Source organism: Photobacterium sanctipauli, from assembly GCF_003026495.1.
Lineage (GTDB): Bacteria > Pseudomonadota > Gammaproteobacteria > Enterobacterales > Vibrionaceae > Photobacterium > Photobacterium sanctipauli.
Map to the genome: position 1 here is coordinate 583,685 of NZ_PYMA01000001.1, position 17,584 is coordinate 601,268.

The 17,584-nt window shown below is 46.2% G+C and carries 16 protein-coding genes and 1 tRNA gene; 3 read left to right on the forward strand and 14 right to left on the reverse strand.

Annotated features, from left to right (window positions below; all coding sequences use genetic code 11):
* Positions 1 to 205: 205 nt before the first annotated feature.
* Together C9I98_RS26475 and C9I98_RS02515 are read right to left on the reverse strand one after the other, a co-directional pair.
* The gene (locus tag C9I98_RS26475) at positions 206 to 1,699 is read right to left on the reverse strand and encodes a methyl-accepting chemotaxis protein (protein WP_051902378.1); all 1,494 of its coding nucleotides are present in this window, start codon (positions 1,697 to 1,699) and stop codon (positions 206 to 208) included.
* Positions 1,700 to 1,728: 29 nt separating this feature from the next.
* Positions 1,729 to 2,580 carry a type 2 periplasmic-binding domain-containing protein gene (locus C9I98_RS02515; protein WP_107271532.1) on the reverse strand — a complete coding sequence of 284 codons (852 nt, stop codon included), beginning with the start codon at positions 2,578 to 2,580 and terminating at the stop codon, positions 1,729 to 1,731.
* Positions 2,581 to 3,096: 516 nt separating this feature from the next.
* Between C9I98_RS02515 and C9I98_RS02520 the strand changes: the two genes are divergently transcribed.
* The gene (locus C9I98_RS02520) at positions 3,097 to 4,722 is read left to right on the forward strand and encodes a CehA/McbA family metallohydrolase domain-containing protein (RefSeq protein WP_036827761.1); all 1,626 of its coding nucleotides are present in this window, start codon (positions 3,097 to 3,099) and stop codon (positions 4,720 to 4,722) included.
* 65 nt (positions 4,723 to 4,787) lie between these two features.
* Here C9I98_RS02520 and C9I98_RS02525 read toward each other — a convergent pair whose 3' ends face one another.
* The 10 genes from C9I98_RS02525 to agaR all read right to left on the reverse strand — a co-directional run bounded on the left by C9I98_RS02525 (position 4,788) and on the right by agaR (position 14,010).
* Positions 4,788 to 5,582 (reverse strand): Cof-type HAD-IIB family hydrolase, encoded by a 795-nt coding sequence (locus tag C9I98_RS02525; RefSeq protein WP_036827764.1) that lies wholly within the window; start codon positions 5,580 to 5,582, stop codon positions 4,788 to 4,790.
* Positions 5,583 to 5,663: 81 nt separating this feature from the next.
* Complete coding sequence (locus C9I98_RS02530; protein ID WP_036827770.1) at positions 5,664 to 6,761, reverse strand: glycoside hydrolase family 88/105 protein; 1,098 nt, start codon at positions 6,759 to 6,761, stop codon at positions 5,664 to 5,666.
* 47 nt (positions 6,762 to 6,808) lie between these two features.
* Positions 6,809 to 7,969, reverse strand: a complete 1,161-nt coding sequence (nagA, locus tag C9I98_RS02535; RefSeq protein ID WP_036827773.1) for an N-acetylglucosamine-6-phosphate deacetylase — start codon at positions 7,967 to 7,969, stop codon at positions 6,809 to 6,811.
* A gap of 2 nt (positions 7,970 to 7,971) precedes the next feature.
* Positions 7,972 to 8,415, reverse strand: coding sequence for a PTS galactosamine/N-acetylgalactosamine transporter subunit IIA (gene agaF, locus C9I98_RS02540; protein ID WP_036827775.1), 444 nt, complete (start codon positions 8,413 to 8,415; stop codon positions 7,972 to 7,974).
* Positions 8,416 to 8,487: 72 nt separating this feature from the next.
* On the reverse strand, positions 8,488 to 9,381 hold the full coding sequence (locus tag C9I98_RS02545; protein ID WP_036827777.1) for a PTS system mannose/fructose/sorbose family transporter subunit IID: 894 nt from the start codon (positions 9,379 to 9,381) through the stop codon (positions 8,488 to 8,490).
* Positions 9,371 to 10,144 carry a PTS N-acetylgalactosamine transporter subunit IIC gene (agaW, locus tag C9I98_RS02550; RefSeq protein ID WP_036827780.1) on the reverse strand — a complete coding sequence of 258 codons (774 nt, stop codon included), beginning with the start codon at positions 10,142 to 10,144 and terminating at the stop codon, positions 9,371 to 9,373. Before agaW ends, C9I98_RS02545 begins: the two co-directional genes overlap by 11 nt.
* A 49-nt stretch (positions 10,145 to 10,193) precedes the next feature.
* Positions 10,194 to 10,694, reverse strand: coding sequence for a PTS N-acetylgalactosamine transporter subunit IIB (agaV, locus tag C9I98_RS02555; RefSeq protein ID WP_036827783.1), 501 nt, complete (start codon positions 10,692 to 10,694; stop codon positions 10,194 to 10,196).
* A 15-nt stretch (positions 10,695 to 10,709) separates the two neighbouring features.
* Positions 10,710 to 11,888 (reverse strand): SIS domain-containing protein, encoded by a 1,179-nt coding sequence (locus C9I98_RS02560; protein ID WP_107271533.1) that lies wholly within the window; start codon positions 11,886 to 11,888, stop codon positions 10,710 to 10,712.
* A gap of 10 nt (positions 11,889 to 11,898) precedes the next feature.
* A complete protein-coding gene (gene kbaZ / locus C9I98_RS02565) occupies positions 11,899 to 13,185 on the reverse strand; it encodes a tagatose-bisphosphate aldolase subunit KbaZ (protein ID WP_036827647.1) in 1,287 nt (428 codons plus the stop codon).
* Between the two features lie 48 nt (positions 13,186 to 13,233).
* Positions 13,234 to 14,010, reverse strand: a complete 777-nt coding sequence (gene agaR / locus C9I98_RS02570) for a transcriptional repressor AgaR (protein WP_036827650.1) — start codon at positions 14,008 to 14,010, stop codon at positions 13,234 to 13,236.
* A 446-nt stretch (positions 14,011 to 14,456) separates the two neighbouring features.
* On the opposite strand from agaR, the gene C9I98_RS02575 reads away from it, so the two are divergent.
* Both C9I98_RS02575 and C9I98_RS02580 read left to right on the forward strand, forming a co-directional pair.
* Positions 14,457 to 16,019 carry a sulfatase family protein gene (locus C9I98_RS02575; RefSeq protein WP_036827653.1) on the forward strand — a complete coding sequence of 521 codons (1,563 nt, stop codon included), beginning with the start codon at positions 14,457 to 14,459 and terminating at the stop codon, positions 16,017 to 16,019.
* Between the two features lie 38 nt (positions 16,020 to 16,057).
* Entirely contained in the window at positions 16,058 to 16,780 is a 723-nt protein-coding gene (locus C9I98_RS02580; protein WP_036827656.1) for an oligogalacturonate-specific porin KdgM family protein, read from the forward strand.
* An 80-nt stretch (positions 16,781 to 16,860) separates the two neighbouring features.
* Here C9I98_RS02580 and C9I98_RS02585 read toward each other — a convergent pair whose 3' ends face one another.
* The gene (locus tag C9I98_RS02585) at positions 16,861 to 17,082 is read right to left on the reverse strand and encodes a hypothetical protein (protein ID WP_036827659.1); all 222 of its coding nucleotides are present in this window, start codon (positions 17,080 to 17,082) and stop codon (positions 16,861 to 16,863) included.
* Between the two features lie 309 nt (positions 17,083 to 17,391).
* Positions 17,392 to 17,482: transfer RNA gene (locus C9I98_RS02590), tRNA-Ser, on the reverse strand.
* Between the last annotated feature and the right edge of the window lie 102 nt (positions 17,483 to 17,584).

Sequence of the window (17,584 nt, forward strand, 5' to 3'; positions counted from 1 at the left end):
TTATACCTCCGATATTGCGTAATAATTAGACAATAACGTTAGCAAAAGAGAAGAATTGAAAGACAACGAAGATCACAAAGGAGCCCAATGAAAGCAAATAACATTCATTAACCCCAAGAATATCACCATCGAAAGTTAATATAGATTTTAAATGAAAGTACTGGAAGAAACAGCGAGGTAGCTGCTGCTACCTCGCTGTCAGTTTTTATAGCCTAAACTTCGAAAGATCCGCCTTGATCCCCGCGCTTATCTCCTCAAGTCGGCTACTCAGCTCTCCAACATGGGCGGCATTGCTCGTGACCGAGGTGGTAATACTATTGATCGCTACCACCTTCTCGCTCACTTCCCCAGCGACCGCATTCTGCTCTTCCGTTGCAGTGGCCACCTGAGTATTCATATCGTTGATTTGTCGAATATCGGTAATGATTTCTTCCAATGCCTGTATGGCTTGGCCAGACTCCTCAAGCGTCTGTGCCAAAGTGGAGCGGGTCGTATTCATCTGCTGGCTCGCCTCAGTGGAGCTTGCCTGGAGGTCATTAATAATTCCTTCAATTTCCTCCGTTGAGTTCTGGGTGCGTTGAGCCAGTGCGCGTACTTCATCAGCAACCACGGCAAATCCACGTCCTTGTTCACCAGCTCGTGCTGCTTCAATCGCTGCATTCAAGGCCAGCAAGTTGGTTTGCTCTGCAATCCCCTTAATCACTTCCAATACAGTATTAATATGTTCACTTTTCTCTTTCAACTCAGCGATAGTGGATGATGTCGTCGTCACTTCATCGCCAAGGTTATGGATTTCATCTACCGTCTTTTGCACGCTAGTGTTACCGCGAAGGGCGAGATCATTACAGCTCGCTGTCTTATCTGCAGTCACCGTCGCATTATTTGATACTTCTTGTGTTGCCGACGCCATTTCGTTTAGTGCTGTCGCGACCTGTTCGATCTCGCTTAACTGCTGCTGTGTTGCACTCGCATTGTTACTCGCACTGGCTTTAATTTGCTCTGCACACTTACCCAGCTCTTCTGCCGATGTCACAATACGGCTAACCAGCTGATGAAGGTTTAAAATAAAGGTGTCAAAACCTTTAGCAAGCATCCCCACTTCATCATTGGTCTTGATGTTCAAGCGGCTGGTTAAATCACCGCCGCCTTGGGCTATTTCTGACATGGCTTTGGCAACCACCTGTATCGGATTGATCACCAACTTACTGATCACCACCCAGTTGGTAATTTGCAATGCTAGCAATAGTACAATGCCGATAAGAACAAACATGGTACGTGTTGTCGCCAGCAATTCTTCATTCGCATCAAGGCGGTAGCTGATCTCTATGTGGCCAATCTTTTGTCCATCATCCCAAATAATATCAACACTGTTTGTTTGCAAGTTGGCTTCATCAGGCTTTGGGCCTTTATCTTGTGCTGCACCAATAGTTTTACCACGATGATCAAAAGCATTAACGCCGTAGATATATGGAAATTCAACGAAAGAACCCAGGATATTCTTAGTTAGTGTGGTATCGTAGGCAAAAATCGGCTCTTTCAAAACAATAGAAAGCGTCTGATCGGAGTCCTTCATTTGCTTAGTGAGTTCGCCTTCAAAGTACTGCTTTGCTGTAAAATAACTTCCGGAGAAAATCACGACCATGACCAATAGTGATACCCCTGAAAGGAACAACATAGATTTTTGTTTTATCGAGTTCATTGTATAACCTTTTCGAATCCGTTCTTTACTTATAAGTTGTTAATATCTAGCCAAAACTCTGAGCGCTCAAAGGGCGTATCTTCATGCATATGAGGGTTATCGATTCTCAACACAGTCCTATCCTGAAGGTTTGCCTGCTCCAGTACATCCTTAATCATCGGATGGTTAAAGAATAAATCATCGAAGCTGCCATCTTGGATTGCCAGCTCAAACCCTTGAGAGATCTTGCTATGGAGATCGCGATTCGATTTATTGACGAAGAAATACATTGCATAGGGGTAAACCAGCATGACATCTTTTTCAACCACCAAATTGAGATCGGCATGGTTTTGTACTTCTACCCATGGCTCATGCACTGCCCGTGGGAAATAGTCGAACCGGCCACCTTCTAGCATTGGGAATAAATTGTCATACTTAATTGTGGTAACGGTGGGAATATTGGCATCCATCAACACTTTGGTATCCCCCCAAAACCGTCCCTGTCCAGCTTCAAATTGCTTCAACGCTGTTAAGCTGGTTATTTGAGAAAACTTCGGTTGGTCTTCGCTACGTATGATGAAAAGGCGATGGCCTAATAACCCCTTAAACATCGGGATCCTTACCGTATGCAATCGGCTTTCCCATTCAGGAGAGGTACCAGCCCAAACAACATCAATATTATTATCTTCAACTTCATTAATTAAACGAGCTTCATTGAAAAACTCTGAATGCTGTTGAATTTTAATATTTGGATCAGATTTGCTTAGTGCCAGTTTAAGAATTTCGTAGGAAAGTTCTTCTTTATCGCCTATTACCTTATTTATTTGTATTGTTTCTGCATTTAGAATATTTGCACTAAATAAAAACACTAGGCTTATGGGGAATAGTAGCCACTTTATCATTTCAATCAATACCTTACTATCATTACATCTTACTTTTTTATTCAAAAATACCAAGATTAGAATACATAAGTAAGTATAAAATAGCTTTGATATCAGCCGGATTTATCAGTAAAGTTTATGAGCTATCACACTTTCAATTATTGTTTGTAAAAATAGCTTAAGTTATAAGTCAAGTGGTTTTAATTTTGAAAAAAGTGGAAAAACTCCAGTTTATATTTTTCAATTCAATAGCATTCCAGAAGTAAAAGATATCTGAACCGCATTATCAAACCAATAGAATCCCCCCATGAATACCTCAAGCAATTTTAAACCATACTAAGCGCGGGCTTCAGATGCGGAGATACACTGTCATTCTTATTGAGTAACATATAACACCAGTAAAAAATAAAATATAAATATTAAACACATTTATAATCAAACACTTAATTATTTACATCGCCAATCCCCTCCCTGATAAACATTACTGTCATATTTCCACTCTATATTCCCTGACAATTTTGTTAATAGGGAAGTCCAATGAAATATCCATTACACATTTACGGTACTGCACTTCTGGTACTAGGAATGCTCAGCGGCTGTAACTCATCTGATGATTCAAGCGATGACAAATCATTACCTGTAGAACCTAAAGGACGTTGGGTACAAGGTGATATGCACGTTCACTCCACGGCTTCTGATGGACATAATTTGGTTTCTTCTATTCTTGATATCGGCTATTCAAAATTTGGCTTAGACTTTATTGCCAGCACTGAGCATAGTGGGTTTAAGCGTTATGAAATTAATGAAGGTTTATGGCGAATGCGAGTAACGGGCTTACCCATTCTCAACCCGAACCCAACGGAAGAATTGCACAGCCATGACTATGCCAAAGATCAGTATCCAGATGATAAGGTATATACATCACGTGCCGCAGATAACAATAAGCTCTACCAACACCTAGTGGCGTACCGAGAACAAAAGCTAATTGATGACAACGCAGATAAGTACTTATTGACTGGGATGGAATATACCATGCCATATATCAAAGAACATACAACGTTAGTATTGTTGGATGATGGTGATGTTGATGAAATTAATGAGTTCCATTACCTATATGGTGAGGGTGACCGCTTTGAAGACGATCCTCGAAAACAAGATATGGATGATCTATTAGAAGCGGTGACATTCTTAGAGGACAATTACGCTGATCGTGCCTTTTTATCATTCAATCACCCATCAAGAAAGCATGAAGTAACCATTGAATATATTCGCGAACTTCATAACGCAGCGCCGAATATTATCATTGGTATGGAAGGTGCACCAGGTCACCAACGTAATCCTGCTGCTCGTGGTTCTTATGAAATGGAAGAACCGATTTACCTCGACGAATTCAGTGACTACCAAGGGCCTGCCTATAATGGTCGTACTTATGGAGGCTTTGATTATATGACTGCCCGAATAGGTGGTGTTTGGGATGCGCTTTTAAGTGAAGGTCGCCGAATTTCTGTCTTTGCCCATAGTGACTTTCACAGCATGATAAAAGACTTCTGGCCTGGTGAATATAGTAAATCAAATATCTACTTAGAAGAAGAAAACCAGCAGGGATTATTACAGGCAATTAAAGATGGCAAGAGCTTTGTTACCCATGGTGATTTGATTAGTGATTTATATTTCACAGCCCACGAGGCGGAAAACAGTAACAATCATGCTTGGATGGGTGATGAGCTTAAAGTACCAGCGGGAAAAAATGTTGATGTCACTATTTCAATGAATCTACCGCTACAAAATAACAATGGTGATAAGCCCGATCTGGCTTTTGTCGATGTTATCGCCGGTAGAGTGACAGGCCCCGTGGAACCAGGGGATCCAAACTTCACCAAACCATTTGCAGATAATGTCGAAATTTTAACATCATTTGAAAAGGACGATCCTAGCTGGTCTTTAGAAGGTCAAACCCTAACGCTAGAATTTGTTATTCCCGAAGTAACTGAAGATATGTATATACGGTTACGCGGAAGTAACAATCCCAAAGGGACTCCGAACTTCGTTGATGAACAGGGCAATCCAATTATCGATACTCAAAAAGACAATTACGACCCAGCAGCATTAGCATGGTCAGATTTATGGTTTTACTCTAACCCGATATTCATTTCAGCTAACTAATCAAGACTCGCAATTTAAATTTAAGCAAACTGTTGGGGAGGCTTGATAGACAAGCCTCCCTCCCACTACAAATAGGCCGCAATGTAGTTGGCAACGGCTTCATCGGCACAGCTGCCAATCACCTCATGGCGATGCAAGCATTGCTTCAATCGCTCTTGTGCTGTAGCCATAATCAACCCTTTCCCCGCATACTCCAGCATCTCTTTATCATTCATGGCATCACCAAAGGCCAAGGTTTGCTCCCGTGCAATACCGAGCTTTGCCGTGACCACTTCAAGGGCGTCACCTTTGGTCGCCTTCGGGGCTGTTACTTCTAAGCAAAACGGACTGGAAAACATGACATTTGCCACGCCTTCAAGCATCGGAGAGAGGATCTGCTCATATTGCACCAGATATTGATGATCTGGATGAGTCAGCGACAATTTGGCAATGTTCTCTGATTTCAAGGTGGCATGATGAAATAGCGAGTAACCAAAACCGCTAATGCGGTGGTATTTCTCAATATCTTCGTTCTTTCGACTCGACAGCCAGCCTGTATCTTGGAACAAGTGAACGGTTAGTGATTTATCGTCCCAGACCTTGGCGAGTACTCGCTCAATGATATCACCGGGTACATCATGGCCCAGCACAAGATTGCCATCTGGGTCATGAACACGGGCGCCATTGGCGCTGATAACATAGGCAGGTAACCCTAGGTACTCACGAATGCCAAATACATCAAGATGGTGACGCCCTGAAGCAAATACAAAATGGCATCCCTTTTCTACCCACTGCTCCAAGATACTTTTTGTATAACCGCCGATGACATGATCTGGCGTTAACAAGGTACCATCTAAATCTGATACTACTAATTGATACATCACGCTCTCCCCTATGATAAAAAAACACCCAGCATAGCTGGGCGTTAATCATTGTTCTTCTATCAGCCCTTAGGCTTAAGTTTAGTCAGCTAGCTTGGCAATTTCTGTGGCCGCAAGCATAAAGGCACCTGCACCATAATCGATATTATGCTCAAACTTCACATCCCTAGGATTGAATGCCGGCAACTGGACCCAACCAATCATGCCGTTGTCATGAATACAGCCTTGTAGCGCTTGCCATGCTTTTTCAACGACTGGCAGATAAGTGTCGCGGTCAAGGTGGCCGGTATTGATCCCCCAAGCTAAGCCGTAACAAAAGAGTGCCGTCGCACTGCTTTCTGGTGCCGGGAAGTTTTCAGGATCCAGCAAGCTGGTTCGCCAGAAGCCATCAGCCTGCTGGTACTTGATCACTTCCTCTGCCAAGTTTGTGAACAGGTCTAAGTATGGTTGCTGCTGGTCAAATCCATCAGGGAAATGCGCCATCAGTCGTGGAATAGCTGCCAACATCCAGCCAATACCACGTGACCAGAATACTTTCTCGCCATTGGCTTCACGAAGCTCTTCCCCGCCGTCACCGAACTCATTGCGGTATTTTTGACCCACTTCTGTCGGCATGTAACGGTAATCACGATAAAACAGCTTGGTATCCGGATCATAGAGATGATCAACTGAATCCCAGAACGCCGTATGCATGTATTCAACATACTTAGACTCACCTGTCACCTTTGACAATGCTACAAACGCAGGCGGCGCCATGAACAATGAATCAACCCACCACCAGTCTCGGTGCCCAGGTTTCGGATCATCAAGCATGATATCAAACGCGTTAATGGTCGATTCCAGCGCTTCCGGGGTATTGATTTCCGGGTAAACATCCAAATAAGCTTGGGCACAAACATGGTCATCAGCAAAACGTGGAAATGCGCCCGTTCTAAAGCCGGTATGAAGGGTGTAGTTCATCACGCCATCAAGGTATTCCTTGTCTTCTGTCGCCTTCCAAGCAGCCGACACACAAGACCAAAATACACCGCGTTCCCAGTCGGTATCTTTAATAAAACGGATCTTACCGCTGCGGCGTACCACACTGCGGGTTTGGTTTGCAGCCTGATAACGATACACACGCTTCATTGCATCAAGGGCTTGCTGCTTAGTGCCTAAAGATGTTGTTCCTAAAGTCATTTTTTATTCCTAATTCGAGCGTAAGCCAACCGTTTTTAGTCAGCCAGCTAGGCGAACTCTGGGCTGCGATATGCCCACTCGCCTCTAATTAATGTGCCTTGCACCTCTAATGCACTGTTCATGATAGTCAGGCTGGCTTCTTTCTCTGGGCTGATACTACCAAGGCGCTTTTCGATACCAAGGTATCTTGCCGGTACCAACGAAGCCATTTGCACCGCTTCCCAGGCTGGCACTTGGGTCTCAAATACCATATTGCGAACAGCTTGATCCAAGCTACAGGTACTGCCGGCCAATGAGCCGCAAGGACTGCGAGCCTCACCGTTGGCCACCGTAATGGTCTGGGCACCAAGTTGGTACTCACCATCGTCAAGTCCACCAGCCCGCATACAGTCTGTGATAAGGGCAATGCCTTGATAGCCTTTCATGCGGTAAGCCAATTGCATCATGACTGGGTTCACATGCACACCGTCTGCGATAAGCTCGGCCAACATGTCATGATAGAGAACAGCACCGCAGCAACCTGGCTCACGATGATGCAGGCCACGCATGCCATTGAACAAATGAACACCACAGTCAGCACCTCGCTGATGGGCCTCGGTCACTTGCTCAAATGTCGCATCGGTATGAGCTACGGAGGTTTTGATATGGTGTGCTTTTAGCCAACTAATTGCCTCCATCGCCCCTTCCGCTTCTGGCGCGACTGCAGCACGAATGAGCGATGAGCCACCAGCTTCACGCAGTTGGTGCAATTCATCCAAGGTCGGCGCTTTCAAGTATGCAGGAGGGTGGGAGCCGCGGTGAGGTTCTGTAAAGTAAGGGCCTTCAAGAAAGCTACCAAGCAATTCAGCCCCACATCCCTGTGGTTGCTGGACATAAGAATTTACGTGCTTGAGTGCCTGTAAGATATCGTCCCACGGGGCGGTAACGGTTGTTCCTACCCAGCCAACCACACCTGTTTGGGGTAATGCCTTGCTAATGGTCTGAAGTGCTTCATCTGTTGCATCCATCACATCAGCACCATGGCGGCCATGAATATGGATATCAATGAACCCCGGCATCAAAGACTGCCCAGGAAGGCGGATAACATCGCAATCCGTTGGGAGCGTGGTCGTTAATGATTCAATTTTTCCATCTGAAATCACGACAGCGGTGTCTGTTTCAATCCCTTCCGGGGTAAAAACCTGATCAGCAAGCAAGGCATAGCGCATAATTATAGTCCGTCTTCACACTCAAGTTCTGGCGTAGGTGCCATCACGTTTTCTAATTCTTTGCGCATGTCTTGCATGCATGAGCCGCCAATTTCCAGCAGCGTCTCAACTAATTCTTTTAACTCTGCGCCATCACGCTCAAACGCTGCGTTGGCAATCATCGGTAAGTTAACACCAGCAATCAGCTCGACATTCTCGGTGTCCATCATGATAGCTAGCGCACGGTTGCACGGTGAACCACCTGGAATATCGGTCAGGAACAACACGCCTTCACCGCTATCGACACGCTTAGCGGCCTGACGCAGTTCAACTTCCAGTTCATCCGTCGACATTGACTCTACAAAATCAATGAACTCAAGTTGGTCTTGATCGCCAGCAATGGCTTTTACTGCCGAGCCCATGCCCGTTGCGAAGTTGATGTGACCTGAAACTACAATACCAATCATTTGAAAATCCTTGCGAAGGGGCATGAAATGCCCCTTATTGTTACTTATTTCTATATGTCTCGAGTGCGCTTGTTACAGGATGCCTAAAGCATGTCCGATAACACCGCCAGCCAACGTTGCGAAAATCAACACCGGCGGTTTAGCCCAGAAGCCTGTGCCTTTCACCATCTTGAACATGAAGAACACTAAACACAGCGGTAGCAGGTTGGGCATGATCTTGTCGAACAGCGCCTCTTGCAGTTCGACCGTTTTACCCCCGAGCTCAATGGATGCCGTCGTTTGCACCCGTATAAAGGTGGCCGAGAGTGCACCGATTACGAAGATACCCATGATATTCGCCGCTTTGGCCAGGCGCTCAGTGGCATCACTGAGGTTAACCATTGCCGCGGTACCCGCTTTGTAACCCATGAACATCAGTGCGAAGTAAACAAAGAAGTGCACAACTTGGTACAGAGCAAAGAACACGAACGGACCAGCAATTGAGCCTTCAATCGCAATCGATGCACCCAGTGCCAAGGTTAGTGGCATCAGGGTCATGTGGTCGATGGCATCACCGATACCACCTGTCGGGCCCATACCGGCAACTTTCATTACGTTGACAGTTGAAGGCTTCTCTTTGTTTTCTTCCATTGCAATGGCAGTACCTAGCAAGAAAGTAAACAGCTTCGGACTCGCATTGAAGAACTGTAGGTGGTTTTTCAATGACTTAGCGAAATCTCGCTTGTTGTTGCCGTGGATCTTTTTCAGCGCAGGGATGATGGAGTAAGCAAAACCACCCGCCTGCATACGTTCGAAGTTAAAGTTACCTTCCATGAACAGGCCACGGATGGAACACAACCATAGATCCTTTTTGGTAATAACCTTGCGAACTTCGGTATCTTCGTATGAATCAATACCATCAACTAGGTTTTCATGCTCGTCAGCTTTTTTGTCGGCCAGCTTGCCCGCAGTGATATCAGATGCCATCTTCAAATTCCTCTACTTGGTTATTGCCATTTCCGTTGCCATTGTTGCCGCTGAAGAAGTAGTACAGTGCCGCAGCTGACGCACCCAGTACTGCGACAGCCATAACTGGTAGGTGCAAGTACGTTGTCATTACAAAGCCAATAAAGAACACACCCGCCACTTCTTTCGACCACATGATCTTAAGCAGCATTGCAAAACCAATCGCCGGTACCATACGAGCACCAATACCTAGGCCTTCCAGTAGAACCTTCGGTGCATTTTCATCAATCCAGCTTGCGGCATGCTCACCGAAGTAAACGGTAACGAAAGCAACAACAGAATATAAAAGTGCACGGAGCGAGATAGTGGTTATCAGTAGTCTGTCGATACCGTCGGAATCTCCTCGCTCTGCAAAGCGGTCCGCTTTACCCATGGTGAATGCAGTCAGGGCAAAGAAACCAATCACAAGCATTTGCATTAGTACTGCAATCGGCATACCCACACCCATTGCAACTTCTGCTGATTGACCCGTCATTACCGCAAAGGCAACAGCAGCAATGGTACCCAGTGTCACATCAGGCGGCTGAGCACCCGCGTTAGGCACTAGGCCCAACCATGCAAGTTCAAGGGTTGCACCTGCAATCAGACCAATTTGCATATCACCCATGATCAGGCCAACAACGGGACCGGTGATCAGCGGGCGGTGGATGTTCAACGCGACATCGTATTTATCGATACCACAGAAGAACGCCCATATTGCGACCAGCGTAGCTTCAAAAAACATGATTTATTCCTTGTTTAAATCTCTGTTTGTAGGGAATCAGGATTAAAAATTAAGCAGACTCTTTCGCCAGCTCCAGCACATTAACTGGTGCTTGATCTGGTGTGTTCTGGATAGTACAAGTCACACCGCGAGCAACCATGGCTTCAAAAGCTTGGATATCTTTGTCATCCACCGATACGGTTTTCGCGATTTGCTTTTTACCTTCGTGGAAGTGCATGTTGCCAACATTACAGTGAGTAATTGGCACACCACCTTCAACTAGGCGGGCAACGTCAGTTGGGTTGTTACACAAAACGAAGATTTGCTGCTTTGGTGATGCTTTGTGGATCACGTCGATTGTCTTCTGGATAGAGAAGAAACGAACCGCGTACTCACCGCCCGCAGAGGCTTTCATGCCCGCTTGCATGAAGGCCGCATTTGGTCCTTCCGCGGCTTCATCGTTAGCAACCAAAATCAAGTTAGCTTCAGTGTGCTTACCCCAGGTGATACGGATTTGACCATGAAGTAAACGTTCATCGATACGAGTCCAGACAATGTTAGGTGCAGTCATAATTGTTTACCTGTTCTACTTATTGTTTAAATAATCATATGAGTAATAGATACTCACGCCTTGTACAACACGGTTTACCTCACCGGTCGGACATGGGTTATCAGGAGTGTTACCCAGAGCTAAAGCACGATGGAATGAGTAAATCTGGGCAAAGATAATGTATGGGAAGAGCAATTCCGCGTCAGTGGCCTTATCCATCATCGGCACGTGCCAATAGTGGCCATCTGTAACGCGCTCATCAAGCTGTGCTGTTACCGCAATCACTTGGCCGGCAATATTGTCGCGGCGAAGCTCTGCAAGTAAATCAAGATCGTATTTACGAGTATGCGGATCATTAGAAATGAAAACGACAATCAGAGTTTTAGGATCAACGATTGATTTTGGTCCGTGGCGAAAGCCAAGAGGTGAATCAAATGTCGCCACTACCTTGCCAGCTGTCAGCTCAAGAAGCTTCAATGCGGACTCCTGAGCAAGCCCTTGCAAACCACCACTACCAAGATAAATCACTCTTTCAAAATCATGAGATGCAATATCACTTATTTTTACATTGAATTCCTTGATCACAGCCTCAGAACAGTGGCTAATATTTTCAATTGCTTTCGTGTAATCGATCTTTTCACCCAAAATCGAAAGGGCTGATAACATCATCGAAGAAAAGCTCGATGTCATCGCAAATGATTGATCATTAGTCTCTTTTGGCAGTAATACGGACAGTGACTTCTCGTCATTCAGGCTGTTTTTATATAGCTGGCCATCAGCATTACAGGTCAGCACCAAATGGTAACAATTTGTTAAGTGTTGATTGCCTAGCTCAACGGATGCAACACTTTCAGGACTGTTACCTGAGCGGGCGAACGATACCAACAGTGTTGGAACATCTTCAGCAAAGTACTGAGTCGGGTTCGATACGATATCTGTGGTGGCAATCGCTTCAACACGACGCTCAATTTTTTCAGAAAGCAGCGGAGCCAGTGCTCGGCCAGCAAACGCTGATGTGCCTGCGCCAGTCATAATGATGCGCAAGTCCGGCTGTGCCAGCACTGGTGCCAAAAACTCACGAATTGCAGCGTCACACTCGGTTAAAATGGCATTGGTCTTTAGCCAGCAGTTTGGCTGCTGCTCAATCTCTTTTGCAGTCCAGAAACCTTTAAGGCTTTCTAGCTCTTGCTCTGAGTAACCCAGATAATGGTTCATACTTTTCCTCTTAAGCCTTATTTAGTTTGCAAGCCTTCGCATAGCTACGAAGAACCTGACGAATTTTGTCTAGCACGAGTGCCTCAGGGGCAGACTCAACCATGCCCTCTCGAACAGCGTGGAACTGCTCTGGCAGATATTGGCTAAGTAACGGTAATGGGATACCCGAGCGTGAAAGGTTGCCAAAGAGCTTGTCTTGGGCCTGGTTAATTTGTTGGTTTGGCCAGTAGTAACGAATACGGTCACTGAAGCTGTAGCTGCGTGCAAAGCGCTGCTGCGACTCATCGCCGTGGTAGTATTTGTTCCAATACTCTGGTGCCTGGCACATGGTCTGCTCGATCATTTCACGCAGGTTCGAACAATGTGCTTTCGGTGTGATTTGCTCTTCAATTTCACACAAGTTGAATAAGGCTTCACGCATCGCAAATGTTAAAGCTGGTCCCACTTTCAAGATGGCAAAGTGGTCTCTAACCAACGCGTTGTATGCTTTGTCGGTTTGGTAATCCGTTGAGTGCGCTTCAAAAATAAGGTGCGGGTAATCATCGACTACGCGACTAAGTGCTTGCGCTTTTTCAGGGCGGTAATCAATAACGCCGGTGTGATCGAACTCAACGCCTGGCTGAACAACCAGGCCAATGACACGCTCCCAACAGCTAACCACACCCGCTTTCTCAAACGCATCACGGTGGCAATCTATGGTTTTGCGCGCAGCAGCTGGCGCAGTCACTTCCAGTTCATCCAGCTCTTCAGCTGCACCGCCCGGTACTGGCACCTCGGTACCAATCACATAGGTAATGTCACTGGCGCCAAAACACGCTACTGCCGTCTTTTCTGCAATCACTGCCAAGCGTGCTGCTCGCGCTGCCACCACTTCGTCAGAAAGAGGCACAGGTTCGCCTTGGCAAGACATGCTGCAATCTAAGTGGATCTTCTTAAATCCAGCGGCAACATAAGCGGCGATGAGATCATCGGCTTTTGCCATCGCTTCTTCAGCGGGTAGCGCTTGCCAACGGTTAGGGCCGAGATGGTCGCCACCTAAAATGAGCTTTTCGGTAGGAAATTGTAGGCTTTCAGCCTTGTTTAATACGAAGTCGCGGAAATCAGCAGGAGTCATTCCTGTGTAACCGCCAAACTGATCAACCTGATTGGAGGTAGCTTCGATTAATAATAAAGAATCATCGCTCAACGCTTGCATCAGCGCAGCTTCAATCACCAGAGGGTGTGCCGAGCAAACTGAGTAAATACCAGTTTGTTCGCCCGCCTTATGGCGCTGAACGAGATTAAGAAGGGTGTTCATTGACTAACTCCACAATCAACATCTGATATGTTGCTATGGAGTTAGTGCTTAACTGTCTTTTTCTACGATGATAACGTCAACTTTCATTTCGCGAAGACCCTGTAGGTAATCTTCAGGAATATCAGAATCTGTTACCAGGATATCAATATTTCCGAACTCTCGAATCATGTGGCAGCTACGCTTACCAAACTTGCTCGAGTCAGCGACCGCAATCACTTGCTCAGAAATTTCGCACATTAAGCGGTTCAAACTTGCTTCCTGCTCATTGTGCGTGGTGATACCTGCTCGCAAATCAAAACCATCAACGCCAAGAAAAACCTTATCGAAACGATAGTTTTTCAAGCTACTTTCGGCTTGCGAGCCAGAGAAAGACAGTGCATTCTTACGAAGCACACCGCCTGACATCAATACCTCAACACCAGGTGCTGATGCCAGCTCCATTGCAACATCCAGACCGTTGGTCATTACTACTACATCTTCCAGTGACTTAACGCTGGTTGCGATTTCTCGCGTTGTAGTACCCGAATCCAGAATAACTGTGTCACCATTTTCAATTAGCTTGGCTGCAGCTTGTCCAATCAACGATTTAATGCCCGCATTTTGGCGACGTTTCTCTTGGACAGTTAACTCAGCTATTACCCCAGTGTTAGGTATGGCCGCACCGTGCGAACGCACAACATAACCATTCTTTTCCAAAAAACTCAGGTCGCTACGAATAGTGACACTTGAGACATCAAACTGTGCAGCAAGGTCTTCGACACGGGCTTTACCTTCTCGGTTAACCACGTTTACGATTTCCATGCGCCTTTCGACAGCACTTTTCACTTTATTTGTCTCCTTACGAAACCAGCAAAATCTCTTTCGCTTGATTTCGAATACAGCTTACACCTAAAAACGAAAGCAACAATGCGGGAATTTAAAACTTTTGATCTCTTTCACAATCTTTCGCATTATTGCGTTTTACTTGCGTAACCTTACGCATTGGCACCTATATTACCCTTCGAAAGGGTGAAAGCCAAACAGAAAGCCGTAAATACTCCACTGTCATCACCTTTGTTTTCCCTTCTAAGCCTTTTTTTACTTTCGCTATCCTCGCTATTTTTCTTTCGTTTTATTTTTTGTGATCAAATACACAGCCATACAACTTTCGATAACTTACGATTCGCAACAACACGTAGAAACAAAAAGCCCACAAACAACAAAACACAACAAAATGACAACCAATGACTTTCGGTTTTCTTCTGATAGTCGTTGCTAGCTTGGAGTCTGAAATGTCCATTACAAGACGTAATTTATTGAAAGGGATGGCGGCAACCAGTGCTGTCGCTGCCACTGCAGCAACAACGGGGTGCAGCTCGCTTCAAACGGCATCAACAGAGCAAGAAACAGCCACCCAGCCGCTGAAGAAGCCAAACCTGCTTATCGTTTTTCCCGATGAAATGCGTACCCAGTCTTTGGGCTTTATGAAGCAAGACCCTTCTGATACCCCCAACATCAACCGCTTTGCTAAGCAAGGGGTTTTTCTTCGTCAGGCCGTTTCAAACTTTCCTCTGTGCACCCCGTTTCGCGGCATGCTAATGACGGGTCAATACCCTTACCGCAACGGCATTCAAGGCAATAGCCATACCGCGATGGCAGGCAATTTTGGTGGCAAAGACTTTGGCATTGAGCTGAAAAAGAACACTGTCACTTGGTCAGACATCCTTAAGCGCAACGGCTATAGCATGGGCTACATCGGCAAATGGCACCTTGATACGCCAGAAGCGCCGTTCGTACCCAGCTATAACAACCCAATGGAAGGCCGCTATTGGAATGATTGGACGGCCCCTGATCGCCGGCACGGTTTTGACTTCTGGTATGCCTACGGCACCTATGATTTGCACATGAAGCCAATCTATTGGACCAACGACACACCAAGGGATAAGCCTTTGGTGATCGACCAGTGGAGCCCAGAGCACGAGGCAGATATTGCCATCAAGTACCTGCGCAACGAAGGGGGTAGCTACCGCGATAGCGACCAGCCATTTACGCTGGTTATTTCAATGAACCCACCCCATTCGCCGTACGATCAGGTTCCGCAAAAGTACTTGGATCGCTATCAGGACGAGACATCTGAAAGCCTAAATACCCGCCCGAATGTGGATTGGGAAAAAGACTACCTCGACGGCTACGGTCCGAAGTACTTCAAAGAATATATGGCGATGGTCAATGGTGTTGATGAGCAATTCGGGCGCATCCTTGATGAACTTGCTCGGTTAGATCTTGAAGAAGATACCTTAGTGGTCTTTTTCTCCGATCATGGCTGTTGCATGGGCTCAAACGGTAACCCAACCAAAAATGTGCATTACGAGGAATCGATGCGTATTCCTATGATTTTCCGTTGGCCGGGCAAACTGTCACCACGCACTGATGACTTGCTATTTTCAGCACCGGATATTTACCCAACGATATTTGGCTTGATGGGAATGGCAGATCAAATTCCCGATACCGTTGAAGGGTTCAACTATGCCAATACTGTCTCTGGTATAGAGGGCGATGAAAAACCCACCTCGCAAATTTACACCTTCATGCCCTATGGCGGTCAGTCCTACGGCCGCCGTGGGGTAAGAACCGACCGTTACACCTTGATGATCGACCGAAAAGTCGGCAAGCCGCTGACCTTCGTCCTTCACGATAACGTCAACGATCCGTACCAGATGGAAAACATCGCGGAACAAAACGAAACCCTTATTCAACAGCTAGTTGAGGAAGAACTGCTTCCTTGGCTTGAGCATACCGGCGACCCATGGCGACCAACGGAAGTGCCCGCCAGTGCCGCTAATGCTTACACCTAATTTTTTACACAGTCCTATACACAATTAGAAAGGTTATTATGAAAACGACAATCAAATTTGTTGCTGCTTCTATTTTATTAGCAACTGCTTCTCACGCTGTCGCCAACGACTACAAAACAACAATTGAGTACCGTCACCAGTATACCGATGAGTCTAAAAAGCACGGTGATCGCGTAAAAGTATTCCTAGACACAGGCAAGAACATTGGTTTCGAGCTTGATGCACGCTACTCAAATGACGACGGTGCATTCGACTCAATGACCATGGGCGGCTCAGAGCTATCTGCCTTCTACTACGACAAACTAAACGACAACACCGTTTACCTACTTGGTTCATCTGTCGACTTCACCGATGCGGGTATTGTGTATGTACCTTACGCCCGTTTGAACTATGCGTTCGACAACGGCTTCCGTATTCAAGGTCGATACAAGTGGAAACTATGGGATTACGGCCAAACTGGTGTGAACGGCGACAGCTACCACTCTAAAATCCAGCAGTTCGATACTTGGCTAGGCTACAACACCGGTAAGTGGGACTTCCAATACGAGTTCAACATTTGGCGCGAGATGGAAAGCAACGGTCAGGACTTGTTCGACAACGGCAAAACTGACTACCTGCACAACTTCCGTCTACTGTACGCCTACAAGGCAGAAAACGGCGACCTATGGCGCCCATTCATCGAGTTCGGTAACGTGAAGGTTAACAACACCACAGACGAGCGCCAAAACCGCTACCGCGTGGGCATCAAATACACTTGGTAATTGACCTATGTAATTGACCTATATTGATAATAAAGGCCGCAAACGCGGCCTTTTTCTTCTATGCAGCCACACCCAGCACACTACCCAATCTTGATCTCGCCACTTCTTACCTTCTTACAAAACTGCGAATAGTCATGGCTATAAACGCAGAATGCTTGCGGCAGGGTTGAACCTGTCAGGAACTCACTGAATGCTATCCGGGTATCTTCAGGCAGGCCAGTGGGGTCAATGACTTTGAAAGGGACATCAGGTATGGAAAATTCAGCTAGCTCGGGAAGCATCGCATCAAAATCTGTAGCCATAGTTCATCACCTTCGATAATTACGCGCATGATGCTTCATTATTATAGCTACACAGAGCAAAGCGGAGGGATTCGAGGGGATTGCGGATTTACTTCGCCCTGCGGGCCGTTGCTTTAAAGCGCCTTCGGCTAGCAACGTTGTCTCGCTTCGCTCGGCTGAACCCTAGATTCCGACGTAAAGAAGCCCAGCATTTCTGCTGGGCTTCTTTGAATATGGCGGAGCTGGTTTGGTATAGGGGGATTTTCAAATCCCTATTTATTACCCCGTAAAACGACGAAAGCCTCGTCATTCGACGAGGCTTTCTAAATGTGGCGGAGAGATAGGGATTTGAACCCTAGATACGCTACAAACGTATGCCGGTTTTCAAGACCGGTGCTTTCAACCACTCAGCCATCTCTCCGTAAGTGCGGCGAATAATACGGGCTTCCCGACAAGCTGTAAACCCCTACCAGACTCAACTGGCGATGAATTGTACACACCAATAAGCCAGTTGCTCCCTCAA

Coding starts and splice junctions, on each gene's coding strand:
- kbaZ (WP_036827647.1), bottom strand. CDS start 13,185: ATGAACACCCTTCTTAATCTCGTTCAGCGCCATAAGGCGGGCGAACAA.
- agaF (WP_036827775.1), bottom strand. CDS start 8,415: ATGATTGGTATTGTAGTTTCAGGTCACATCAACTTCGCAACGGGCATG.
- C9I98_RS02520 (WP_036827761.1), top strand. CDS start 3,097: ATGAAATATCCATTACACATTTACGGTACTGCACTTCTGGTACTAGGA.
- nagA (WP_036827773.1), bottom strand. CDS start 7,969: ATGCGCTATGCCTTGCTTGCTGATCAGGTTTTTACCCCGGAAGGGATT.
- C9I98_RS02530 (WP_036827770.1), bottom strand. CDS start 6,761: ATGACTTTAGGAACAACATCTTTAGGCACTAAGCAGCAAGCCCTTGAT.
- C9I98_RS26475 (WP_051902378.1), bottom strand. CDS start 1,699: ATGAACTCGATAAAACAAAAATCTATGTTGTTCCTTTCAGGGGTATCA.
- C9I98_RS02545 (WP_036827777.1), bottom strand. CDS start 9,381: ATGGCATCTGATATCACTGCGGGCAAGCTGGCCGACAAAAAAGCTGAC.
- C9I98_RS02575 (WP_036827653.1), top strand. CDS start 14,457: ATGTCCATTACAAGACGTAATTTATTGAAAGGGATGGCGGCAACCAGT.
- C9I98_RS02560 (WP_107271533.1), bottom strand. CDS start 11,888: ATGAACCATTATCTGGGTTACTCAGAGCAAGAGCTAGAAAGCCTTAAA.
- C9I98_RS02525 (WP_036827764.1), bottom strand. CDS start 5,582: ATGTATCAATTAGTAGTATCAGATTTAGATGGTACCTTGTTAACGCCA.
- agaW (WP_036827780.1), bottom strand. CDS start 10,144: ATGTTTTTTGAAGCTACGCTGGTCGCAATATGGGCGTTCTTCTGTGGT.
- C9I98_RS02585 (WP_036827659.1), bottom strand. CDS start 17,082: ATGGCTACAGATTTTGATGCGATGCTTCCCGAGCTAGCTGAATTTTCC.
- C9I98_RS02515 (WP_107271532.1), bottom strand. CDS start 2,580: ATGATAAAGTGGCTACTATTCCCCATAAGCCTAGTGTTTTTATTTAGT.
- C9I98_RS02580 (WP_036827656.1), top strand. CDS start 16,058: ATGAAAACGACAATCAAATTTGTTGCTGCTTCTATTTTATTAGCAACT.
- agaV (WP_036827783.1), bottom strand. CDS start 10,694: ATGACTGCACCTAACATTGTCTGGACTCGTATCGATGAACGTTTACTT.